20 protein-coding genes are annotated in these 22,834 nt (G+C 48.6%); 11 read left to right on the forward strand and 9 right to left on the reverse strand.

What is annotated here, in order from left to right:
• Positions 1–816: 816 nt before the first annotated feature.
• From folB to ABD880_RS09405, 3 genes are read right to left on the reverse strand one after another with little or no spacing between them, the layout of a single operon-like run.
• The gene (gene folB, locus ABD880_RS09395) at positions 817–1,176 is read right to left on the reverse strand and encodes a dihydroneopterin aldolase (protein ID WP_345165003.1); all 360 of its coding nucleotides are present in this window, start codon (positions 1,174–1,176) and stop codon (positions 817–819) included.
• A gap of 8 nt (positions 1,177–1,184) precedes the next feature.
• The gene (locus ABD880_RS09400) at positions 1,185–2,210 is read right to left on the reverse strand and encodes a DivIVA domain-containing protein (protein WP_345165006.1); all 1,026 of its coding nucleotides are present in this window, start codon (positions 2,208–2,210) and stop codon (positions 1,185–1,187) included.
• Positions 2,207–3,136 (reverse strand): WD40 repeat domain-containing protein, encoded by a 930-nt coding sequence (locus ABD880_RS09405; protein ID WP_345165008.1) that lies wholly within the window; start codon positions 3,134–3,136, stop codon positions 2,207–2,209. Before ABD880_RS09405 ends, ABD880_RS09400 begins: the two co-directional genes overlap by 4 nt.
• 87 nt (positions 3,137–3,223) lie before the next feature.
• Here ABD880_RS09405 and ABD880_RS09410 point away from each other — a divergent pair, with 87 nt between their 5' ends.
• From ABD880_RS09410 to ABD880_RS09425, 4 genes are all read left to right on the forward strand, one after another.
• Positions 3,224–3,874 (forward strand): 4'-phosphopantetheinyl transferase superfamily protein, encoded by a 651-nt coding sequence (locus tag ABD880_RS09410; protein ID WP_345165010.1) that lies wholly within the window; start codon positions 3,224–3,226, stop codon positions 3,872–3,874.
• Positions 3,875–3,895: 21 nt separating this feature from the next.
• Positions 3,896–4,498, forward strand: a complete 603-nt coding sequence (locus ABD880_RS09415; protein WP_345165012.1) for a redoxin domain-containing protein — start codon at positions 3,896–3,898, stop codon at positions 4,496–4,498.
• Between the two features lie 449 nt (positions 4,499–4,947).
• A complete protein-coding gene (locus tag ABD880_RS09420) occupies positions 4,948–5,751 on the forward strand; it encodes a M57 family metalloprotease (protein ID WP_345165015.1) in 804 nt (267 codons plus the stop codon).
• Between the two features lie 442 nt (positions 5,752–6,193).
• Positions 6,194–7,000, forward strand: coding sequence for a M57 family metalloprotease (locus ABD880_RS09425; RefSeq protein WP_345165017.1), 807 nt, complete (start codon positions 6,194–6,196; stop codon positions 6,998–7,000).
• Positions 7,001–7,389: 389 nt separating this feature from the next.
• Here ABD880_RS09425 and ABD880_RS09430 read toward each other — a convergent pair whose 3' ends face one another.
• The 6 genes from ABD880_RS09430 to ABD880_RS09455 all read right to left on the reverse strand — a co-directional run bounded on the left by ABD880_RS09430 (position 7,390) and on the right by ABD880_RS09455 (position 15,418).
• Positions 7,390–10,044 carry a S8 family serine peptidase gene (locus ABD880_RS09430; protein ID WP_345165020.1) on the reverse strand — a complete coding sequence of 885 codons (2,655 nt, stop codon included), beginning with the start codon at positions 10,042–10,044 and terminating at the stop codon, positions 7,390–7,392.
• 194 nt (positions 10,045–10,238) lie between these two features.
• The gene (locus ABD880_RS09435) at positions 10,239–11,147 is read right to left on the reverse strand and encodes a transglutaminase-like domain-containing protein (protein ID WP_345165022.1); all 909 of its coding nucleotides are present in this window, start codon (positions 11,145–11,147) and stop codon (positions 10,239–10,241) included.
• Positions 11,148–11,224: 77 nt separating this feature from the next.
• Complete coding sequence (locus ABD880_RS09440; RefSeq protein WP_345165025.1) at positions 11,225–11,578, reverse strand: four helix bundle protein; 354 nt, start codon at positions 11,576–11,578, stop codon at positions 11,225–11,227.
• Between the two features lie 68 nt (positions 11,579–11,646).
• Positions 11,647–13,275, reverse strand: a complete 1,629-nt coding sequence (locus tag ABD880_RS09445; RefSeq protein WP_345165028.1) for an acyl-CoA carboxylase subunit beta — start codon at positions 13,273–13,275, stop codon at positions 11,647–11,649.
• A gap of 339 nt (positions 13,276–13,614) precedes the next feature.
• Positions 13,615–14,628, reverse strand: coding sequence for an MlaD family protein (locus ABD880_RS09450; RefSeq protein WP_345165031.1), 1,014 nt, complete (start codon positions 14,626–14,628; stop codon positions 13,615–13,617).
• Between the two features lie 13 nt (positions 14,629–14,641).
• Positions 14,642–15,418 carry an N-acetylmuramoyl-L-alanine amidase family protein gene (locus tag ABD880_RS09455; RefSeq protein WP_345165033.1) on the reverse strand — a complete coding sequence of 259 codons (777 nt, stop codon included), beginning with the start codon at positions 15,416–15,418 and terminating at the stop codon, positions 14,642–14,644.
• Positions 15,419–15,487: 69 nt separating this feature from the next.
• On the opposite strand from ABD880_RS09455, the gene ABD880_RS09460 reads away from it, so the two are divergent.
• The 7 genes from ABD880_RS09460 to ABD880_RS09490 all read left to right on the forward strand — a co-directional run bounded on the left by ABD880_RS09460 (position 15,488) and on the right by ABD880_RS09490 (position 22,833).
• A complete protein-coding gene (locus ABD880_RS09460; RefSeq protein WP_345165035.1) occupies positions 15,488–18,190 on the forward strand; it encodes a putative LPS assembly protein LptD in 2,703 nt (900 codons plus the stop codon).
• A gap of 132 nt (positions 18,191–18,322) precedes the next feature.
• Positions 18,323–19,138: a 3-methyl-2-oxobutanoate hydroxymethyltransferase gene (panB, locus tag ABD880_RS09465; protein ID WP_345165038.1), complete on the forward strand. Its 816-nt coding sequence runs from the start codon at positions 18,323–18,325 to the stop codon at positions 19,136–19,138.
• A gap of 41 nt (positions 19,139–19,179) precedes the next feature.
• Positions 19,180–19,587 carry a hypothetical protein gene (locus ABD880_RS09470; RefSeq protein WP_345165041.1) on the forward strand — a complete coding sequence of 136 codons (408 nt, stop codon included), beginning with the start codon at positions 19,180–19,182 and terminating at the stop codon, positions 19,585–19,587.
• A gap of 87 nt (positions 19,588–19,674) precedes the next feature.
• A complete protein-coding gene (locus ABD880_RS09475) occupies positions 19,675–20,352 on the forward strand; it encodes an RluA family pseudouridine synthase (protein WP_345165043.1) in 678 nt (225 codons plus the stop codon).
• Positions 20,353–20,372: 20 nt separating this feature from the next.
• Positions 20,373–20,897, forward strand: a complete 525-nt coding sequence (locus tag ABD880_RS09480) for a hypothetical protein (protein WP_345165045.1) — start codon at positions 20,373–20,375, stop codon at positions 20,895–20,897.
• Between the two features lie 177 nt (positions 20,898–21,074).
• A complete protein-coding gene (locus tag ABD880_RS09485; RefSeq protein ID WP_345165048.1) occupies positions 21,075–21,815 on the forward strand; it encodes an acyl-CoA desaturase in 741 nt (246 codons plus the stop codon).
• A gap of 448 nt (positions 21,816–22,263) precedes the next feature.
• A complete protein-coding gene (locus tag ABD880_RS09490; RefSeq protein ID WP_345165050.1) occupies positions 22,264–22,833 on the forward strand; it encodes a 30S ribosomal protein S16 in 570 nt (189 codons plus the stop codon).
• Position 22,834 lies beyond the last annotated feature (1 nt).

Consider the following 22,834-nt stretch of genomic DNA (forward strand, 5'->3'; position numbering starts at 1 on the left):
GGGGTTGGCGTTGGAAGCTATTTCTCACTGGCGCGAATCTCTAGACTCGTGACCACGGATGCCGGGTAGTCTCCGGACTACCCTCGCGGGCACCGCGAAAAAGACACGCATTGCCGTTTAGTGCTGGCTAGGCTCTAAATGCGTCATCATCCCCCTACCCCTCCTGCAACGAGTCCGGGATCTTCGACTTCAAAGGGGGCGATATGCGTGTTTGTTTGTAGAGACCCGGCATCGGCTTGTCTCTGACGCATGGCCAATCCCCCCCCAACCCCTCTCCCTGATGAGAGGGGCTTTCAACCAAGCTCTTCCGGATTTGCAATCCGGAAGCACCGAAAGGGGGATTTGCAATCCCCTACGAATTGCGGGTTGTGGTTTGTGGCAGGCGGATTGCAAATCCGCTTCCAAGTAGTTCGGGATTGCAAATCCCGAACAGCTAGGTCTAGTAATGTAAACACCCCCCTTTGCCCCCCTCAAGGGGGGAATCTGCGGCTGGAAACGCCCTTGGCTCAGAGACGCTCGTTTGGGTAATCCTTAAGGGTAGAATCTGCAAATGAAATGGCATTGGCGCAGACGCTCACAGGTCCTGCCGGACACTACGAGGTCTTTTGAGCAGAGGCAATTAGGTCTCACAGCTTGTCGATTATCGAGTTCTTTTACAATTCCCCAGACCAACATCTAATCAGTTTTAAAACCTGAACGTCAAACTACTACTTTACTATAAAATGCAGAAGCCTTCTTAGTTGTGACTAAGAAGGCTTCTCTGGTATAAAATCGTTTTTGGGCTGTTTTCTGGGAAAGAGGCCAAAAACGGCTTGTCTAATCTCTCTTTCGTTGCAAGGTCACCTTAGACTTGTGGCAGATGCCGCCCAAGGGTGGATTGAACTTGGAGACGCTTACTTGGGCCAGGTCTACAAACGGAAACTCCTGGAAGACGCGTTCCATGATTCTGTGGCCCACGTGCTCCAGCAGACGGGCCGGGGTGGCCATCTCCTGTTGCACCAGTTGGTACAGAATTCCATAATCTACGGTGTCTTGCAGGTTGTCAGAAATTGCCGCGGCTTGCAGATCTGTCTCAATGGAGATGTCCACGCCGTAGCGGTTTCCTATCTTCTGCTCTTCGTCAGAGAATCCATGAAAGGCAAAGAACTCCATGCCTTCCAATGCCACTTGCCCCATATGTATGCTTACGCGATGTCGTCAAAGAAAGAACCACCACCGGCGGCTACCGCTGGGGCGGGTTTGGCCTGCGTGGTCATAGGTGGCTGTACTTCTGGTTTTTCTGGCAGTGGGTGCTCACGCTCTGGCTTTGGCTCCTCAATAGGCGGAGGCGTAGGCGATGGCACGGTGCTTGGCTTTGGCTCTTCAATCTCTGGTCTAGGCGAGGGCGTAGACGGCACGTGCGGCGTGGGCGGCACAATCTCAGGCGTTCTTGGGTGCACGTCTGGCGCCGGGTCTGGCATGTGCGGCGTTGGGAACGTACCCGGTGTGGCCGGGATGGACTCACGGCTTCCGCCGCCGCCGCCAATCTGCTGGGCCATTGGTTGGTCTGTGAATGCTGAGGCAGGAAGGGCGCTTGGCGCGGCTGTCTCTATGATAGGAGTTGCTAAGGCGTTCATAAACGTATCATTATCTTGGCTAGGGCGCTGCGCTTTTGCCTGCGCGGCTCTAGATAAGATACTTCCTATGGCGGCTTTAGGTTTAGATTTGGTCTTCTCAACTTTTTCCAGGGCGTCGGCGGCCATGTTCTGCAGGTCGCGCACCATGCCTTCCAGGTAATCTTCCAGACGCAGGTAGTCCTGCTCCAGGTTCTTCACCTCGGCTTGCATGTCGGCAATAGTTTTGTCTGCCTGCTGGTAGGCGTTCTCCACCACAGAGCGGGCTTTCTGGCGGGCGGCTTCCAGCAGTTGGTCTGCTTTTAACTGAGCCTCACGCACTTGCAGGTCGGCGGCCTTAGAGGCCTGCTCCACCATGCTGTTGCTGGTATCCTCGGCGGTCTTTAGGGTCTTGTACAGCGATGACTCCACCTCGCGCATTTTCTGCACTTCGCGGCCCGTCACTTCCAGCTTCATCTTTAGGTCCTTGTTCTCGTCCTGAAGTTTTTCCCACTGTTGCGAAAGCGTCAATAAAAACGCCTGAACCTCATCCTTGTCCAACCCTCTAAACGCTTTCTCAAACGTTTTCTGTCTTATTTCTAACGGTGTAATCTTCATATTTCCTTCAATGTTAAGGCCCAAACCGAAATACTGCGGTCATCGCTACACGAAACTAACTGATTCCAGTGACCCGACCAAAACAATTTGTTGACCGAGGTCCCGTGGCCGGCGTGGCGGGCTTTGTCAATCACTTTCAATAGTTTAAACGTCTCGGCATCCCAAATCTTAACCGACTTGTCCATGCTGCAGGTGGCAAACAAGCGGCCGTTGGGATGGAACGTGATGTGGTTGATGGTAAAGAGATGCGCAATGATGCTGGTGTGCTCACTGTAGTTTTCAGTAGCCTTCCACGTTTTTAAATGCGCGTCTCTGCTACCGCTAATCAGGTATTCTCCGGTAGGCGTATAGGCCACCGTGAACACAGAACCAGTATGACTTTCTAACGCCTGCTTCACGGTCAGCGTCTGCGCGTCCAGGATTAAAATTCTATGGTCGCTCAGGCCCACGGCTATCTCCTGCCCTGCCGGGTGAACGGCGATAGACCTAACGCTCTTCTCAGAGAGTTGCACGGATTTGACTACTTGCAGCTTTTCCAGGTCTAGCAAGAGCAACATCCCGTTTCCTAAGCCTATATAAGCTAGCGGCTGCGTTGCATGCACCTGAATGTCAAAGATGGCGGCCTGCGGCAGGGGAATGGTTTTCTGGATGGCTTTCTGGGCTAAATCCAGCACCTCCAGACTGTTCTGATTGTGCCCAATCAACAGCCAGTTCTGCTCAGGCAAATACTTTAATGCGTAGACTGAGCTACTCACCTTGGCCACCAATTGGGCGGTGTCTGGTTGGGTGAGGTCCCACTGCGCAACCATGCCGTCTGCCCCCGAGGAGAAGAACTGGTTGGTCTGCGCGCCCCGCTCAACGGTATACACGCAGTCACGGTGCCCGGTGAGGGTGGCAATCTTCTGAACCTGAAACGGACTAGCCATGTACAACCTGTAAAAACGATGAATGCTATTTTTGGCTAAATTTACCAAAAACAGCCCAAAAACCACTTTCTTTCTCAACCTTGCCGTATGCCCCTGCACCATGTCCATACCTTAGATGAAAACACCGTGCTGGGCATCTGGCAGATACAGGAAGACGTAGAGGAGCTGACCTTTCAATTACTGAGCCTGCGTCCCGCCAAGGAACTGCCATTTTTCAAAGCAGAGGCGCGCCGCCGGGAATGGCTGGCCTCCAGGTTGCTGGTGTACCTCTTATTGGAGAAGCTAAACTATCCTACGGCAGTTCTACAGAAACAGGAAACCGGCCAGCCGTATATAGAAGGGGCAGACGTGCACGTTTCCATTACACACTCGGGCAGATGGGCGGCAGCTGTGATTTCTGCTACCCACCAAGTTGGCATAGATATTGAATTAAAAGGCCTTAAGGTGCAACGGGCCATCCAGCGGTTCTTGAATGAGCAGGAGCTGATGGACGTACAGGATGATGAAGAGAAGATGCACCTGTACTGGAGCGCCAAGGAGACCTTATATAAAGTGTACGCCCAACGGGAACTGGATTTTAGAAAACAGCTGTTGGTAGAGGATTTTTTAAAAAGAGGTGCCGGGACATTTATTGGCAAAGTGGTAAGCCCAGCGCAAACCTTCACGTACACCGTGCAGTACCAGATAGCAAAAGAGTTTGTGCTTACTTATGTGGCAGCCCCGCTGTCCACTTTATAGAATACTAACGCAGAGCAGAACATGAAACGATTATATATCCTAGCCTTCGGGTTGTTTTTAACCAGCAGCCTGGCATTTGCCCAGGGAGGCTATAAGGTTGGCACCAAGGTAGCTGACTTTACCCTGAAGAACACCCAGGACCAACAAATGTCTTTGGGGCAGTTTAAAGACTCCAAGGCCGTGGTGGTGGTTTTTACCAGCAAGAATTGTCCGTATGCCAAACTATATGACGGCCGTCTGCAGACGCTGGCTACTACTTATGCAGACAGGGGCGTGCGCTTTCTCTTTGTGAACCCGGCCATTGGCCTGGAAGAAGGCGGAGACACCATTAAGACCATGGCAGACAAGATAGACACCAGCATTTCTGACATGACCTACCTACTGGACTACCAGCAGAAGGTGAGCAAACAGTTTGGAGCCGTTAAGACACCAGAAGTGTTTTTATTACAGAGCAGTGCAGACGGTTTTTATCTTAGGTACAAAGGAGCCATTGATGACAACCCCCAGGTAGAAACCTTGGCCAAAGAGCATTATTTAAAAAATGCACTAGATGCGGTATTGGCAGGCCGCACCATTACTACTACAGAAAGAAGACCCACCGGTTGTATGATTAAGAAATTCTAACTAGAAATACGTACCCGGTTTTTATACCATATAAAACAGAAAGGCCACCTACTAATAGGTGGCCTTTCTGTTTTATAAATCATTTGAATTACCATCTACTCCTAAATAAGTCTTTTTACTTTCTATCACTTATTCCCATTTTAAAATACGCTATTTAAAACAAGGAAACATTTACCCTAATCGTAACATAAATTAAAAATTAAATTGAGCGCCAAAGCACTTTTACCAAGTTGGCTACTCACCATTTTAAAGGAAGTCTCTTTTGAATTTATATGTTACTACATAAATTATTTTAAAGAAATTTATTAAGACCAGAGACATCTCTCATTTATGCACACCATTTAAATTTTAATGCAGACGCGGTTTTTGTAATTTATTTTAAAAAAAATTTGACAATGCATTTTTTAATCCATAACATAGGAACATCTTTCAACAAACCCCTAACAAACATGAAACTACATTACGCGTTCAAGCTTGCCGCTGTCGCCCTGGTATTGGGTAACACAGCATGTTCAACAAATGAAGAAGAGGTAGCAGAAAAAGCCTCAGTTTCTAAAGAGACCCTAGCTAAAATCTATGAAATGGGTTTTGGCACTACAGATGTAAAAGCCGTTGACGGCGGTTACTTGGTAGAAGGTGACATCTTGTTGACCGACGAGCAACTGAATACCAAACAAAACGGAAACTTCTTACGCGTTGGAGACACGGAGCAATACCGTACTACTAACCTGGTGAGCGTAGGAAGCGGCCGCACCATCAATGTTGCCATCACCACTTCTTTGCCAAGTTCTTATGTTACTGCGCTAGATGAGGCTATTCGCCGTTTCAACGCTGAGAACTTACTGATCAAATTCCGGAGAGTGTCTTCAAGCTACAACATCTTGATATCTAAGGCACCAACCGGTTCTTCTTACCTGGCTTCAGCTGGTTTCCCTTCTGGCGGCAACCCGTACAACAGCGTAAAAGTGAACTCTGACTACATGGGTACCAACCCAGGCACTAACTACCTGGCTACTATCCTGGCGCATGAGATTGGCCACACCATTGGTTTCCGTCACACAGACTACATGGACCGTTCTTACTCTTGCGGCGGTGCATATACCAATGAAGGAGCTTCTACGGTAGGTGCTATCCACATCCCAGGTACGCCAACTTCGTTTGATGCCACTTCTTGGATGCTGGCTTGTATTGGAACCGGTCAGAACCGTCCGTTCAATACCAACGACCGCACAGCCCTTAATTACCTGTACTAATTAGCACAGATTTATTGGCGCAATTAGGCTTTTAATTCTAAAAGCTTAAACCAACCTTATAGGCAATAAAATACCAGAGCGGGTTTATTAAAAAACTTGCACAGGTATTTTATTGCCTAAATTTAGCGGCTCTAATAAAAAAAATAATCATTTATTTTAAAAAGCGTGCATCCTTTTAAAAGAGGCATCGTACACAGTTGTCTCTAGCAAATTCTGCTGTTATTTTATCTTTTAACAGCCTCCCCTATTGACTATATAAACAAAGGCAATTAATTGAATTTCATCAGTTAATTAAGTGCTCCGTTTTAAAGATATAATTAACATTATTTCTCACCCTTTAATTAGTTAAAAGCACCCTAGACAAAGCACAGTATTACACACAAATCCTTTCAAAAAACCTTACAAACAAACTTTTTCAAACAACTCTCTAACAAAACTCATTATGAAATTAACACACACTCTTAAACTGGCTGCCGTAGCCTTAGTTCTTGGTTTCTCTTCTTGCTCTCAAGACGAAGAAGCAGTAGTAGAAAAAGCCTCAGTTTCAAAAGAAACGTTGGCTAAAATCTATGAAATGGGCTTTGGAACTACAGATGTACAGGCAGTAGAAGGTGGTTATCTGGTAGAAGGTGATATCCTTTTAACAGAGGCTCAATTGAACGCCAAGCATGACCACAAATTCTTGCGCGTTGGTGAGACAGAGCAATACCGTACCACTAACCTGGTAAACGCCGGTACTGGCCGTAACATCACCTTGTCAATTGACCCTACTTTACCAGCTACGTATGTAACGGCGCTTGATGCTGCTATTGCTCGTTTTAACGCGCAAGGCTTGTTGATCACTATGAGCCGCGTGGCTTCTGGCGGAAACATCTACCTACAAGCGGCTCCTAAGTCTGCTCAGTATTTGGCTTCAGCTGGTTTCCCAACTGCAGCAGGCGATCCTCATAACAACATCAAAATTGCCACTCGTTACATTGGTACTAACCCTAACCAAGCTTGGTTCACTACTATCTTGGCACACGAGATTGGTCACTGCATCGGTTTCCGTCACACGGATTACATGGACCGTTCTTACTCTTGCGGTGGTTCTTACACCAATGAAGGTGCTTCTACGGTAGGTGCTATCCACATCCCAGGTACTCCAACAACTGCTGATGCTACTTCTTGGATGTTGGCTTGTATTGGATCTGGTCAGAACCGTCCGTTCAACTCTAACGACGTAACTGCTCTTAACTACTTATACTAGTTTTTAGCTCGTCTTACACCCCTAATAAGAAAGGCCTCCAGGAAACTGGGGGCCTTTTCTGCTTTCTAGACATCATACCTGCCCTTGCTAATCAGTACCATAGCCAGCTGCCCAGCCAACCTGATGATTGTACCTTATAAACTACACCTACTCCTCCATGGATGGGTTAGAAAACGAATACACGTAGCTCTATAAAATGGCTCACTTAAGGGCAGATCTTTAAGAGGAATGTGCCCAGATACAGCCAGTACAGGTTTTGGATAGTCTGAAACTGCTAGCTAGTTGAGCAATGGTAAGGGAAAATGATATGAAAGACTAAGGCCCGTTTTTGGGCTGTTTTCTGCAAAACAGCCCAAAAACGGGCCTTAGTCTTATACGCGTAAATACCTTTAGAGAAGGATGACCTTAGTTTGCGTGCTAATGCCTTTAGATGAAATCACCTTTACAAAATATGCGCCGGGCCTTAGACCTTTGGTTTCAATGATTTTTATTGAACCGTCCTGAGCGTATTCTCTAATCAACCTGCCCGTTTGGTCATAGAGCAAGATTTGGCTGGTGGCATCATCCTGGGTGATAATGTTCAGATCAGCGCCCGCTAAGGCTGGAGTAGGATACACTTGTATATACCGCTCTGGCGTGTAAAAGAGTCCCTCTACCTGGCTGTAAAAAACGCCTCCGGTCTTGGTGACCAATTTGATGCGGTATTCATTCCAACCAGAGACGGGCGTCAGGTCCTGCAAGTCAAAATTTGTGCTTTGCCCCAAGGTGATAGGTTGGACCGTCTTATATTCGCCGTTTATCTTCTTCTCTAGGTACAAAGCAGATAATCCATAGGTAGTGCTTATCTGTAAATCAAGCAGAACGGTATCCGTGACAAAGTACTTGGGAATAAAATTTCTCACGTAACATCCCACGCCCTGCTGGCTGTAATTCTGGGTGAGGCTCCTTTGCCCTGCTTTCCCTTGCACCATTGGTGCCACGGCGTAGTGCAAGGCTGGTTGCTGGCTTTTCTTAAAGACCCAAACGGTGTCTTGGGTCTGCGCCACTGGCTCTAGAAACTGGCTTCCTACCTGGTAAACCTGATACTGCTGGGCTCCCGGTGCCTTGGGCCAGTACAACATTACCTCGTCCTCACATTGATAACCTACTTTTAAATTAAGGGTGGGGCTAATGACAAAAGCACCCGTCTCATACACCTCGCTGCCCACTACCATTCTTAGTTCAGCCAGGGCTGTAGTGTCAGGCATTAGGAGGTCAACGGCCTCCTTGTTCAAATCAACGGCACCGTTTAGGGCTTGCCAAGAAGCACCAGGGGTGGCGTATCTAAATTCAAGTGTGCCCATGCTTCTGTCTTTGACCGGGGTAATCCATCTTAGGCGTGATTTCTGGCCAGCTTCCAGATGACTGCTGATGAAAGGGTATGACCAGGCAAATGCTTTCTCAAACTCATATACTAAACTATAGGCCTGAGAACCTTGTACCTGATGGCCATTCACTAACACTTCATACTCGCCGGCTGCCGGGTTGGCCACCGTCACCTGTTCTACGTTGTTGAGGTGGTCTGCTTTTCTTCGGGCGGGCGCCAGCAAAGAATCTTTGTGCGCAAACGTGCTTACCCCCCAGGGCAGCCACTCCTGCCCCGAAGCTGATTTCAACACCAGATCCAGGTCGTTCACTAAGGCTTTGCTAGCATTGGGTTCTCCTTCTCTATCTAACCACACCAGGGTCACTTTTACATTGGCCGTGCCTGCGGGTACCGTAACCTTAATGGACCGGGTGGCACCTTGCGCTACTCCTCCTTGGGCGTACCTTCCTTCTAGGATGGACTGAACTGCACCTAAGGCATCTGCATTGCCAAAACCAGCGGCGTAGTCCACGTGGGCGCGCCCTTTGTCATCTGCCGCGTTGATGATGGCCGCCTTCACCAAGTCTGAAGTAGGTAAAGCACCGCCATTCTTTTTACGATGGGCATCTTGCACCGCCAAGGCAATCCCAGACACCACCGCGGCGGCTTCTGAGGTTCCGGCTTCACCGAAGGCGACTACCTCTGGCTTGATGCGACCGTCATAGGTGGGGCCTTTTGAGCTGAGAATACTTACCTGCCCAGACGTGTCAATAGCACCCACGCTCAAGGTGTTTTTAGAGACCTTGAACTGCCCGGTTAGGTTGGCAAACCCATTGATTTTCTCATAAGGTCCTGCACTGGCTGCCTGCGTGCCAGAATTACCCGAGGAGAAGACATGCACCAAGGTGGGCAACTGCCTGCTCTGCTGGTCATAGGCCTGGCTCTCCAGGCCGTAATAATTCTCAACGCCCACCCCGTAGGAATGGTTTTGCACGGTTACCCCTTGCGCTTTTAGGACGTCTGCATTGTCTGGCAACAGATTTGAAAAGTTGGCGGCGGTCATCCTGCTTTGCCAGGCTACGCCTTTAGAGGTAGCAGAAGAGTTACCAGCGCCGGCAATCAAGGTGGCCATAGCGGTGGCATGCGGTGTAGTGGCCTGACTGAAGGCACTAGAGGATATCACTCTCGTTTTTAGGTCAATGTCCAGGCTGTCAAACGGCTGTTCTTTTACAGATACCGTCAAGCCTTTGCCGTGTATTTCTGGAAACGCCAGATGAAGTGCGTCTATCCGGTTCACCCGCAGGTCTGCGTTCTGTAGATAGGCTTCTTCTCTGGGTTTTCTGTCAGGCACGTCTACAAAGGTCACCCATGGACATTGCGCTAGTTTTTGGCCGTCTCCCTGCCCCAGCCCAGATACCAACACCACTGACGCAACACCAGCAACAGGATATGAAGAGGCATATGGGACATTCTGCTTAAGCCATTTCTGGAAAGCGCCCATGTCCTGTACCTGCACTCTTACTTTTGGAAAAAGCTGCTCACGATTGGCTGTCTTGAAGGCCGGTGCCAGTTTTGCACCCTCAGACGCATTGGCTTGGCCGCTACGTTGCGCCAAAGCGGTTCCTGCCTGCAGCAACAGACTGCTAATAATGCCTAGCCCTATAGATATATGTTTTAAACGCGCGTACTTCTTTCTCATAGAATAGATTACCACTCTCCTCAGCTAGGTAAGATACGCATTTAGCAGTTTAGTACAATGACTGCCGCCTTTCAATTTGCCTGCTTCTTACAAACTTACTCTACTGACTGTCAAAGGCTAGACATAGAAAAAGCCACCTGTGGCAAGGTGGCTTTTCGTTTTTAGGCTATTTTCTGGAAATGAGGGCAAAAACGCTATTGGTCCCAGTCCTCGCTCCCATCAGGATCCGGTTCTTCACTGTCCTTGTCGTCTGCGTCCTGGGCGGGCTCATCTGACAGCACCTCCAGGAGTTTTTCTATCTCTACGGCTTTCTCTGGGTCGTTTAGCTTCTCATAAGACATGGACAGGTTGCGCAAGGCTCTACGCACAATATCAATGGGCGCGCACGGCTCATAGAAGATGTCAACCGGGTTAAGATTCAGCTGCAGGATGTAATTGTCAATGTCGTTTTTGGTGAGGATGAGCCCACGATTATACACATTGATGTAAAACTGCGGCACTACGTCTCCTTTGTAGGTGAGTATAAAAAGGTTAGGCAGGTTGACACCGTATACCGGCAAACCCATGCGCTGCGCCAAGGTCATGTAGATGACACATAGGGTCAAGGGATTGCCGCGCTTACTTTCCAGCACCTGGTACAGCATGGAGTTGGTGGGCGCGTGGAAATTCTTGGTGTTAGCCGAGAAGTGCTGCAGCTTGAACAGCACATGGTTCATGGCCTTGACCTGGTCATAGGGGTGCATGTCTGGTTTTACCTGTACCCAGACCTCATAATGCAATTCACCTATGATCTTCATGACGTCCTCCATGCGCACGTCTGGGTACTGGTAGGTGTTCACCAGCCACATGCCTTTGAGCAGGTCCTGGGCGCCTTCTTCCTTCCATTCTTTAAGGCGTCTGTGCAGGGCCTCAAACTGAAGGTCATGGATCAGGTCTTCCAGCTTTTTCTGATGGTCAGGGTCCATGCTCTCTTCCCAGGCTTCTTCCAGAAAGGGCGTTATGGTCTCCCCCAACTCCACAATGCGGCCGTGCACGTGCGCGACTACATCCGGGTCCTCATCATCCAACAATGAAATCAGCGCCTTTATCTCTTTGTTCGTCAACTCTTTAATGAATAATGATTAGTGATTAATGATTAATAGGGAACAGGTTCCTGAAAAATCAATCTCTACCTTACCACTTAACGGTCTATTCTCCCGGTAGTTTTAAGGATGGAAAACAGAATCTTGCTTAAATCAACGCATTTGGCGTGGATTTTTGAGAAAGTAGCTTCCTCAATATACTCCGCATCTTTTAAGAGGCTTAACCAATACTCTGTCTCCAGCGCCTCTTTGTAGGCAATAGAAATCTTAGCTGAGAAATCTGCTTTTGTGATTCCGCCAATAGCTTCTGCCACATTAGCCCCAATGGAAGTTCCACTTCTCAGTAGTTGCTTAGACAATACAAATTCCCTATGCTCAGAAGTTAATCGTTTGTACAAATTTACAATCTCCAAAGCAAAAGCATAAGATTTACTCTTAATTGGATTTTCCATTCTTCTACAGAGTAATAGTATTTATACTAACATCCAATTAATCATTAATCACTAGCCATTAATCATTATTAGGTTTGTATCACGCCTACGTTGAAGGGTTTGGTGATGGGAGCATTGTTGGCGGCTTCAATGCCCATGGAGATGACCTTGCGGGTTTCTAGCGGGTCAATGATGCCGTCTACCCATAAGCGAGAGGCCGCATAATAAGGGCTCAGTTGCTCATTGTAGCGGGCCGTGATTTTGTCCAGCAGCTCCTTTTCGGCTTCTGGGGTGATGACCTCTCCTTTGGCTTTAAGCGAGGCTACTTGAATCTGCAACAACGTTTTGGCCGCCGAGGCACCTGACATGACCGCCAATTGCGCCGTTGGCCAGGCGTAGATCAAGCGTGGGTCATATGCCTTGCCGCACATGGCGTAGTTGCCCGCGCCGTAGCTATTACCAATCAAGATAGTGAACTTAGGCACTACGCTGTTGCTCATGGCATTTACCAGCTTGGCGCCGTCTTTGATGATGCCACCGTGCTCTGCCTTGCTGCCCACCATGAACCCAGACACGTCCTGCAAGAACACCAACGGAATCTTTTTTTGATTGCAGTTCATGATAAACCGTGCGGCCTTGTCTGCAGAGTCTGAGTAGATGACGCCACCCATCTGCATCTCGCCTTTCTTGCTTTTGACAATCTTGCGCTGGTTGGCCACAATGCCCACAGCCCAACCGTCAATGCGCGCCAAGCCACAGATCAAGCTCTGGCCATATAGATCTTTGTAAGGCTCAAACTCAGAGTTGTCCACCATGCGCAGGATGATATCCATCATGTCATAGGGCTTCACGCGGTCTAAGGGAAGAATTCCGTAGATTTCCTGAGGATCCAGCTTTGGAGTGGCTGGCTCTACTCTGCTAAAACCGGCTTTGGGGTTGTCGCCCATTTTATCAAAGATGTTCCGGATATGGTCCAGACACTCCTGATCGGTTTCAAACTTATAGTCCGTAACCCCTGATATTTCTGAGTGGGTAGAGGCGCCGCCTAAGGTCTCGTTGTCAATGGTCTCGCCAATGGCGGCTTTCACCAGGTAAGAACCAGCCAGGAAGATGGAGCCGGTGCCTTCCACAATCATGGCCTCGTCGCTCATAATAGGCAAATATGCACCACCGGCCACGCAGGAACCCATAATGGCCGAAATCTGCACGATGCCCTCAGAGCTCATGATGGCGTTGTTTCTGAACATGCGCCCGAAGTGCTCTTTGTCGGGGAAGATCTCGTCCTGCATGGGTAAGAATACCCCGGCGCTGTCCACCAGGTAAATCACCGGCAGGCGGTTCTCCATGGCAATCTCTTGCGCGCGCAGGTTTTTCTTGGCCGTGATAGGGAACCAGGCACCCGCTTTCACGGTGGCGTCGTTGGCCACAATCATGCACTGACGGCCTTTCACGTAGCCAATACCGGCCACTACGCCGCCACCCGGACAGCCACCGTACTCCTGGTACATGCCTTCACCGGCAAACGCGGCTATCTCTAAGAAATCAGAATCATCATCAATCAGATACTGGATGCGCTCACGGGCGGTGAGTTTACCTTTCTCATGCTGTTTGGCAATGGCTTTCTCGCCGCCGCCCAAAGACACTTTCTGGTGTTTGCTTTTCAGCTGAAAACAAAGCTGCTTTAAGGCATCTTCGTTCTTATTGAATTCTAAATCCATGCGGGATGAGTACGGTAGTTTTTGGATGTAAACCCTTTGTGGGCTAGAGACAAATATAAGGATTTACAAGAAAGGCTAACAATTGTTAGCTAGTTGTTTAGGCTTTAAGAGCATGTTTACATTTATCTTTGGCGCCGCAGAATGGTATAAACACACTGATTTTGTGCTTTCTCTCTTTACAGCGCCGGTGCACTGCTCAAAAATCTGCGTCACAGGACGATTCTCTACCCTATTTCGCTTGCAAAATCAAAATGCAGGCAAGCTCTAAAAGCAAAGAAGCGTTTTTGGCCTGTTTTGGGGAAAACAAGCCAAAAACGCTTCTGTTCTGGTTTAGGTTATTTATTTCTTCTCTATTTCTTCAATAGTACCGGCCTTCTCTACGGTATTGGCATTCTTGACTTTGGTGGCTTCTTTAACATTCTCTGCCTTGTCTACCTTAGTGCCGCCGCCAATTAAGGAGAAGTGCACGTAGCGCTTAGGGTTAGCCTTAAGGTCCATGAGCAAGGCGTTTAAGCTGGCACTGGAGGCGTTAAGGTTGCGGTACAAGGAGTCATCATTCATGAGCTTGTTGAAGGAGCCGTTGCTTTCATTGAACTTCTTCATGGCCAACTGCGCCTCAGATACCGTCGCGTTCAGGTTCCGGATGGTCTGGTTCATGCTCTGCACGTCAATGGTGTCTGTGATCTCATTGAGGTTGGTAGCTAGCTGACTGAACTTCCTTTCTGTGCCTTGCAGGGCGGCCGTAAGTTGGGCCAGGTTACCGGCTATCTGGTTGATGTTGTCCTGGTTGGCCAAAGTCATGGCCCGTATGGTTTCTGAGGTGGCCTCGGCGTTCATGAGAATAGACTGTATGCTGCGCTTGGCGTCCTTGTCCAAAAACATGTTCAAGCGTACCAAGGTAGAGTCAACCGTGTCTAGCACGGGCATGGCCCGGGAGGCAAACAAGTCTGTGATGCTTTCCTTAACAAAGGGAATCAGGTGCTCACCGCCGTCATAGAGGCGCTTGTTTTTGCCCATGTACAGCTCAATGGCCTTGCCGCCCAACAAATCTGAGCTTATGAGCATGGCCACGGTAGAGTCACCTATCTGGATGTCTTCATTTATCTCAATGGTTACATCTACGGTGTTGCCCTTGGCGGGCTGCAGAATCATCTCCTTGACAATGCCCACGTTCAATCCGTTTAAGATAACCGGGTTGGACACCGTTAGCCCAGAGACACTTTTGTAAGTGACAAAGAAAGTGCGCGAAGAAGAAAAGACGCTAGAGCCTTTTAAAAAGGTGAAGCCCACATAGAGTGCCGCTACCGCCACAAGGCCCAGCAACGCTACTTTGAGTTCTTTGGATAAATTCACAGTTTGGGGTTGGTTAGTTCATGGCTTCAAGTTCTTGCTTGTATTCCTTGAAAGCCCGGTATATGCCTGATGCCATATACGATTGGTTGGTATTATCGTTGAGGAACTTCTCCTCTGCAGGATTGGTCAGGAACCCTATCTCAATCAGCGCGCTAGGCATGGCAGATTTCCATAAGACCAGAAAGCCCGCCTGCTTCACGCCTCTGCTGGAACGACCCAACTTGGTTTTAAATTGTCTTTCTACCTTTTGTGCAAATCTAAGGCTGTTGTCTATGTAGGCGCTCTGGTACAGACTAAACAAGATATGGCTCTGTGGCGAGTTGGGGTTGAAGCCCCCGTAGTTCTCCTTGTAGTTTTCTTCTTGTAAGATAACGGAGTTCTCACGCTTGGCTACGGCCAGGTTGCCGGTAGACGTGTGCAGCCCCATGGTGTAGGTCTCCGTCCCGAAGGCCGCGCTAGGACCGGCGTTGCAGTGGATGGAAATAAATAAGTCTGCGTGGTTTTTATTAGCAATGCCGGCGCGGTCAATGAGCTCCACAAAGGTGTCATCCTTGCGGGTGTAGACCACCTTCACGTCTGGGTTGCCCTCCTCTATCTGTTTGCCCAATTTAAGGGCTACGGCCAGGGCCACGTGTTTTTCGTAAGCAGATTTGCCGTTACATCCTATATCTTTACCACCGTGACCTGCGTCTATGACCACGGTGCGCACTTTCACCTCTTTCCGTTTAGCTGGCGTAAACGATGGGAGGAGCAAAAAAACAAGCAGGCAAAGGGAGACAATATTTTTCACGAGTATCGTTAGTTAAAAGCTATAGTTAATAACTTTGTACTAATAAGTACAAAACAACAAAAATTCTACTTGATTCAGAAGAGATCCCTCCAGTTTTTAGCAGTCGCCCTGTTGGTGCTCACTGCCGTTTTCACCAGTTTGGAGGGAAAGGCGCAGGTACGCCCCACTAGGCCAGATTCCTTGACGGTGTCTGTAAAAGACACGGCCACCACAAGAAAAGGCGACATTGAGACTACTATCAATTATAAGGCCAAAGACTCCATCAGGTATGACGCCATCCAGCAAATCATGCATTTGTATGGCACCGCCCACATTGATTATGGCGAGATTGCCCTGGACGCCGCCTACATTCAGATCAACTGGAAGACCAACCTACTCACCGCCGAGGGCGTTTTAGACTCTGCCGGCGTGCTGCAGGAGAAGCCTTTGTTTAAGAACGGGGCAGAGACCTACCAGGCCCAGCGCATTGTATACAACTACAAAACCAAGAAGGGTAAAGTTTCTGGCGCGGTTACTACCCAAGGGGAAGGGTTCATTCACGCAGAGACCATCAAGAAAAATGAGCTCAATGAAATTTACGGCCGGCACGCCCGCTACACCACTTGCAACCTGGAGCACCCTCACTTTTACATAAAAGCCACCAAGATGAAGGTAATCCCCAGTGACCGCGTGGTGGCCGGGCCGTTCCATTTAGTGTTCGCAGACGTGCCCACGCCCATCGGGTTTCCCTTCGGCTTCTTTCCTTCTCCTCAAAAACGCGGGTCTGGCATCATCATCCCGTCTTTTGGAGAATCTGCCCAACAGGGTTTCTACTTGCGTGAAGGTGGTTTCTACTGGGCCGTTAATGACTACATGGACATGCGCTTTACCGGCGATATTTATTCTCTGGGCGGCTACGGCGTGCAGGTACAGTCTCAATACATTAGCCGCTACAAATTTAATGGTAGTTTTAACCTGCGTCACTCTTACACCAAAGGCGCCGAAAACCTGGGCGGGGCGCTGATCAATGAAGACTATAGACTAGCAGGAGACTCCAGGGACTTTTGGATTAGCTGGAGCCACACGCCCATTGCGCGTCCGGGCAAAGGCCAGTTCTCGGCCAGCGTGAACGCGGGTAGCCAGTTCTTTAACCAACGCAACCCTACCAGCGCGCAGCAAGCCTTGAGTCCGTCCTTTAACTCTACGGTCTCTTACCGCAAAAGCAGTCCCAACTCCCCTATTAACTACGGCATCCAGATTTCACAGAGCCAGACGCAGGGACAGAACTCTTATTCTTACACCACTCCAGACGGAAGAGACACCACCATTACAGAGGCAGCCCAGGTGATGAGCTTTGTGTTGCCAGATTTTAGTTTAGGAGTGGCTAGCCAAAGCCCGCTGGAATGGTTTGGCGTGAACATGACCGGCCGCTGGGTAGAAGGCATACGCATTGGGTACAACTTGACCGCCCGCCAAAACGTGACCAACACGGTCTCTAACGGAGGTAACGCAGGTTATCCCTTTTCTACCGCCACCAGAAAAGATACCACCCTGGCCATCAACGGCACCAACCTGTCAGAGATTTTCAGGAATGCGCGCACAGCCATCAACCATGACATTCCCATCACGCTGGGGACCATTAACCTGTTCAAGTTTTTCAAACTGACGCCCAGCGTGTCTTACAACGAAAGCTGGTTTACCAAGAAGTTCAATTACAGTTCTATCCCTGACTCAGATTTGTTGAAAATAGACACGGTGAGCGGTTTCCATAGAGCCTACCAGTATTCTGGCGGAGTATCTTTCACCACCAACGTGTACGGCATTGCCAACTTCAAAGGCAAAAAAGTGCAGGCCATCCGGCATACCATCACGCCCAACCTGGGCTACAGCTTTAGACCAGACTTTGGGCGTCCTGAGTTTGGCTTCTACCAGCGCGTGCAGAGTGATGCCAACGGAAACACCCAATTGCTTTCCCGCTTCCAGGGCTTAGAAGGCAACGTGCCGGCCCCCGGTTTGAGCAGTGCCATGACCTTTGGCATTGACAACAACGTTGAGATGAAAGTAAAGACCGAAGGAGACAGCGCCGGCGGCTTTAAGAAAGTAAGTTTAATTGATCGCTTTGCCATCAGGTCTGCCTACAACTTTGCCGCTGACTCCTTCAAGCTCTCCAACATCAACATTGACCTGAGCACGCGCCTGTTCAACAACTTCCCTCTCACGGCCGGCGCCATTCTGGATCCTTACCAGTATGACCAGAACAACAGAAGAATTGACCGCCTTTCTTTTGAGGGAAGCAGATTTAACCTGGGCAGAATCACCAGCCTGTATTTTAACACCAGCTTTGAGCTGAACCCAACGGCCCGCAAGCAACAGCAGAACTCTACCGCGCCACCGCCCACCAACCTACCCAGCCTGCAGCGCGATTTGACCGCCGCAGACTACGTGGCCTTCAACATTCCCTGGACGCTGGCCATTGACCTGACCTCAAACTTTGGGAGAGACTTTGAGACTGGTACCTTACAAAACCAGGCCACCTCAGCGGGGATAAACGGTTCAGTGACGCTCACAGACAAGTGGATGTTTAACTACACCACCAACTATGACTTCAAAAACAAGATGTTGAGCTACACTAACATCAACATCACCAGAGACTTGCACTGCTGGCAGATGTCTATTGCCTGGGTGCCGTTTGGCCCGTACCAGATGTACTCCATCAACATCAATGCTAAATCTTCTCTGTTACAAGACCTGAGAATACGTAGAACCGGCAGTTCTAACCCGTACCGTTACTAACCAGCAAAAGCCACCTACCCGGTGGCTTTTCTGTTTTTGGTCTGTTTTTGAAAAAAGAGGCCAAAAACGCTTTCTAGTGCCCATGTTCTTTTCCTACCTTTGCTTAGAGCCTACACTAACAGGCGTGAGCGTATGTCAGTACAGAAAGCGGTCAAGATTGTCACCACCCACCAGCTGCACACCATGAAGGAGCGCGGCGAAAAGATATCCATGCTCACGGCCTATGATTTCTCCATGGCCACCTTGCTGGATGCCGCCGGCACAGACGTGTTACTGGTAGGCGACTCTGCCTCAAACGTCATGGCCGGGCATGAAACTACGCTGCCAATTACCTTGGACCAGATGATCTACCACGCCTCTTCTGTAGTGCGTGGCGTGAAAAGAGCGTTTGTGGTGGTGGATTTGCCGTTTGGCTCATACCAGGGAAATTCTTCTGAAGCCTTGCGCTCTGCCATCAGGATCATGAAGGAGTCTGGCGCACATGGCGTAAAACTGGAAGGCGGCTTTGAAATCAAAGACTCTATCACGCGAATATTGAGCGCCGGCGTACCGGTAATGGGCCACTTGGGCTTGACGCCGCAGTCCATCTATAAATTTGGCACTTACTCTGTGCGCGCCAAAGAAGAGGCCGAAGCCGAGAAATTGCTGGAAGACGCCCGCTTATTACAAGAACTGGGATGCTTTGCCATTGTCCTGGAGAAGATTCCATCTAGCCTGGCCAAGCGCGTAGCCGCCGAGCTGCACATCCCCATCATTGGCATAGGTGCCGGCCCGCACGTAGACGGTCAGGTACTGGTAATCCATGACCTGTTGGGCATTACCAAGGAGTTTAAGCCCCGCTTCCTGCGCCGCTACGCCGAACTACACGAGACCATCACCAACGCCGTAGAAAACTACATCCAGGACGTAAAATCCCTCAACTTCCCCACTGAAGAAGAAGCTTATTAATTGTTGATTGCTGATAGTTATAGATTATTCATTAATTTATTATGATAAAGCTTTCAGCAAACAGGAATCTAGAATTGAAATTATTTTTATCTACAATTATACCCCTCTTCTTTTCCTGTTCACCAGTTAATAGAAAACTAGATTTTCCAAAAAGTGTTGATCAAGTTATTGAAGTGGAATTTTTTCGGCCTGATGAACAACCAATTAGAGAAGATTGGTCGAGGAGCCTTTCAAGAAAAGAAACAATAGAATTATTAGTCGCATTAAAAGAAGCAAAGTATATAGGCCCCACAAAGTTTAAACCCGACTTCGTCATTTTTATTATAACAAAAACAGAAGGGACATTTAAACTGAAGGTAAACGGGAATAAAATAAAAGGATATGATAATGATTTCACTTACGAAATAAAGGATTTAAGCTCTACCAAAACCTTCCAAAGAGAACAATAGCTTTTGGATAAAATCCATTACCGCAGTCCTTTAACTCATTTTGAAACTAAAGCACTCTTTCCTTCTACTTAGAACAACAACCAACAATTGAAGCCACTTGACGTTCTTTTTGAAGACAACCATATTCTAGTGGTCAACAAACCCAGCGGCCTACTGGTACAAGGTGATGAGACCGGCGACAAACCGCTGTCTGAGCTGGCCAAGGAGTATATAAAAGAGAAGTACCAGAAGCCGGGCAATGTGTTCATGGGCGTGGTACATAGGCTGGACCGCCCCGTAAGCGGTGTGGTTTTATTGGCCAAAACCTCCAAAGCCCTGGCCCGCTTAAATGAGCAGTTCAGCTCTAGAAAAACGCAGAAAGTATACTGGGCCCTCACCTTGCGCGCGCCGCAACCAGAGAGCGGCACTTTGGTGCATTGGCTGGTGAAAGACGCTGCCAGGAACATCACCAAAGCCCATCCCTCAGAAAGACCCGGCAGCCAGCGCGCCGAACTCAGCTATTCTTTATTGAAAGCGGAGGGCAATAAGTTTTTAATAGAAGTGCGACCCATTACAGGAAGGCCTCATCAGATACGCGTCCAGCTGGCCTCGCTCAAATGCCCCATTATAGGCGACCTCAAATACGGCGCCCCAGAACCCCTACCTAACAAAAGCATTTGCTTGCACGCCCGTGAGTTAGGCTTTGAGCACCCGGTGTCTAAGGAATGGTTGACGGTGCAGGCCCCTCCCCCTAAGATTGCCGCCTGGCAACCGTTTCAAGGGTAGCCAAGCGTAGTGACTGCCTCATGGATAAAAAGACGGGACTACTAGTCTTACTTATGTTGATGCTGTCTGTGAGCTCTTGCGGCAGAATTATGGGCACGGCTGAGCATTTCACCAAAAAAATTAAAAAACTCCTTTCTGTCTATGTGCAAGAGGCATCAGACAAGATTTACCCCAGATTTGATGCGCGCATCCCAGACACTCCTGCTAATAAAAAGCGATTTAAAGACCTTATACAAGTAGAGCTAACGCCAGACGTAAAGACCATATTTTGCTTTGATGACGCCATTGGCCTAGACGCAGATTACATGTTTGCCTTTAAATGCGGCTTAAGCACCTCTAATAAAATTATTGCCAAGCATGCGCTACAGCTAGACACTACTGCCAGGGATAATGGATTTGGCATGCAACATGATTTTATATGGTGGGACAAAGCCAGAATTGCCCAACTCCCCAAGTACGCTTGGACAGACGGCAACGGGTATTATAAGTATTACTGGTATGATGCACAAAGAGGGCAAGCCTACTTTTTTGACTTTGACCTGTAGCCTGGTAATCAAAAGCGTTTTCTATTGCCCTGCTAAAAATGACTTTTATCATTATCTGTCATTTTCTGAAGGCGATTTTACGGGCTTTCCTTCTAGGTTCGTAGATTTGTGAACTAAAATACTTGCCGGCTGTTAAGCAATTGCCACCCGCTGGCGCAATACACTATCACAACCTCTATGATTATCCTTGTTTTCTTTGTAGTGCACTGGTACTTGTCTCTCTTTGTACAGACGTTTTATCTGCACCGGTACGCCGCCCACAAGATGTTCACCATGAACGCTTTCTGGGAGAAATTCTTCTTCTTGTTGACCTACGTGAGCCAAGGCTCTTCTTATCTGTCACCAAGAGCGTATGCCATCATGCACCGCATGCACCACGCCTTCTCAGACACAGAGCGGGACCCGCATTCCCCGCACTTCTCCAGCAACGCTTTTACCATGATGTGGAAGACCAAGAACATCTACAATGATTTCCTGAACAAGCGCACAGAGGTGGAAGAAAGATTTGACGGCAACTACCCAACCTGGCGCGCCTTAGAGAACATTGGCGACCACTGGGGTTCTCGTTTAGCCTGGGGTGTGTTGTACGTATTGTTCTACATCAACTTTGCTGAGTACTGGTGGATGTACCTATTGTTGCCTTTGCATTTCTTGATGGGTCCGTTGCACGGCGCCATTGTAAACTGGAGCGGCCACAAGTACGGCTACCAGAACTTTGACAACAATGACAAGTCCAGAAACTCGCTTTTCTTTGACTTCTTAACCGGCGGTGAGCTGTTCCAGAACAACCACCACAAACTGCCAAACCGCGTTAACTTCGGGGTCAAGTGGTGGGAAGTAGACCCAACCTATCCGGTTATCTGGACCCTGGACAAACTACGCATCATCAAATTAAAGAAAGCGCCTGTCCGTTCTTAAGTAGAATATAGACCATACAAAACGCCTCAGCATGTAATCATGCTGAGGCGTTTTGTATTTAGGCCAATCCAAGGTTTTTGAAATACTGCAATGCCCATGGCGCAAGCGTCCGCTTGTGTCCGTACGCATATTGAATCTGGCCTGCGTGTGGACACAAGCGGACGCTTGCGCCATGGCTCCCATATTAAAAATACATTTTTCCGTTTTCAGCCTGATTTCCTGAAAACAGCCTAAAAACGAAATTTGATCGTCACATTTCCAAAATCCCCATTAGCACTTTAAACAACTAGCACATAACGCTCATTTCCAGATCTGCGCAACTTCAAATCAATTAACACATTAGCACATTGTTAATTAGCACATTACAAATGATTAGCAGTTTGTTAGAAATTGCCGTATCTTTGCCCCCCAATGCCGGACGGGTTCCGGCGCTTTAACAAAACTAGTTATGCCTGTTAAAATCAGACTGGCCCGCAGAGGCCGCAAAAAAGCAGCTATGTACGACATCGTAGTAGCTGATTCTCGTTCACCACGTGATGGTCGTTTCATCGAGAAATTGGGTACTTACAACCCACAAACCAATCCTGCCACTATCAAATTCAACGAAGACAAAGCGTTGGATTGGGTATTGAAAGGCGCTCAACCAACTGACACCGTGAAAGCCATGCTTTCTTACACTGGTGTTATGTTCAGAAAACACTTGCAGATTGGTGTTGCCAAAGGTGCCGTTACGCAAGAGCAGGCAGATGCCCGTTACCAAGAGTGGAAAGACGCCAAAGAAGCTAAAATCACTGGCAAAGTAGAGCAATTAGGTTCAGACAAGGCTGCTAAGAGAAAAGCTGCGCTTGAGGCTGAAGCGAAAGTGAACGAAGCCCGTGCTGAAGCTATCCGTTTGAAAAACACGCCAGCTCCTGAGCCAGTGGTAGAAGAAGAAGCTCCAGTTGCTGAAGCTGAGACTGCTACAGAAGAAGGTGCTGCTGAGGCTCCTGCTGCTGACGCTACAGAAGAGCAAGCTTAAT

It is taken from the genome of Nibribacter koreensis (assembly GCF_039541795.1).
Classification (GTDB): Bacteria; Bacteroidota; Bacteroidia; order Cytophagales; family Hymenobacteraceae; genus Nibribacter; species Nibribacter koreensis.

What these genes read in the sequence shown, in the direction of transcription:
- ABD880_RS09430 (WP_345165020.1), bottom strand. Translation starts at nt 10,044, where the DNA reads ATGAGAAAGAAGTACGCGCGTTTAAAACATATATCTATAGGGCTAGGC.
- ABD880_RS09470 (WP_345165041.1), top strand. Translation starts at nt 19,180, where the DNA reads ATGATAAAGCTTTCAGCAAACAGGAATCTAGAATTGAAATTATTTTTA.
- ABD880_RS09410 (WP_345165010.1), top strand. Translation starts at nt 3,224, where the DNA reads ATGCCCCTGCACCATGTCCATACCTTAGATGAAAACACCGTGCTGGGC.
- folB (WP_345165003.1), bottom strand. Translation starts at nt 1,176, where the DNA reads ATGGGGCAAGTGGCATTGGAAGGCATGGAGTTCTTTGCCTTTCATGGA.
- ABD880_RS09405 (WP_345165008.1), bottom strand. Translation starts at nt 3,136, where the DNA reads ATGGCTAGTCCGTTTCAGGTTCAGAAGATTGCCACCCTCACCGGGCAC.
- ABD880_RS09440 (WP_345165025.1), bottom strand. Translation starts at nt 11,578, where the DNA reads ATGGAAAATCCAATTAAGAGTAAATCTTATGCTTTTGCTTTGGAGATT.
- ABD880_RS09400 (WP_345165006.1), bottom strand. Translation starts at nt 2,210, where the DNA reads ATGAAGATTACACCGTTAGAAATAAGACAGAAAACGTTTGAGAAAGCG.
- ABD880_RS09445 (WP_345165028.1), bottom strand. Translation starts at nt 13,275, where the DNA reads ATGGATTTAGAATTCAATAAGAACGAAGATGCCTTAAAGCAGCTTTGT.
- ABD880_RS09415 (WP_345165012.1), top strand. Translation starts at nt 3,896, where the DNA reads ATGAAACGATTATATATCCTAGCCTTCGGGTTGTTTTTAACCAGCAGC.
- ABD880_RS09485 (WP_345165048.1), top strand. Translation starts at nt 21,075, where the DNA reads ATGATTATCCTTGTTTTCTTTGTAGTGCACTGGTACTTGTCTCTCTTT.
- ABD880_RS09420 (WP_345165015.1), top strand. Translation starts at nt 4,948, where the DNA reads ATGAAACTACATTACGCGTTCAAGCTTGCCGCTGTCGCCCTGGTATTG.
- ABD880_RS09425 (WP_345165017.1), top strand. Translation starts at nt 6,194, where the DNA reads ATGAAATTAACACACACTCTTAAACTGGCTGCCGTAGCCTTAGTTCTT.
- ABD880_RS09490 (WP_345165050.1), top strand. Translation starts at nt 22,264, where the DNA reads ATGCCTGTTAAAATCAGACTGGCCCGCAGAGGCCGCAAAAAAGCAGCT.
- panB (WP_345165038.1), top strand. Translation starts at nt 18,323, where the DNA reads ATGTCAGTACAGAAAGCGGTCAAGATTGTCACCACCCACCAGCTGCAC.
- ABD880_RS09480 (WP_345165045.1), top strand. Translation starts at nt 20,373, where the DNA reads ATGGATAAAAAGACGGGACTACTAGTCTTACTTATGTTGATGCTGTCT.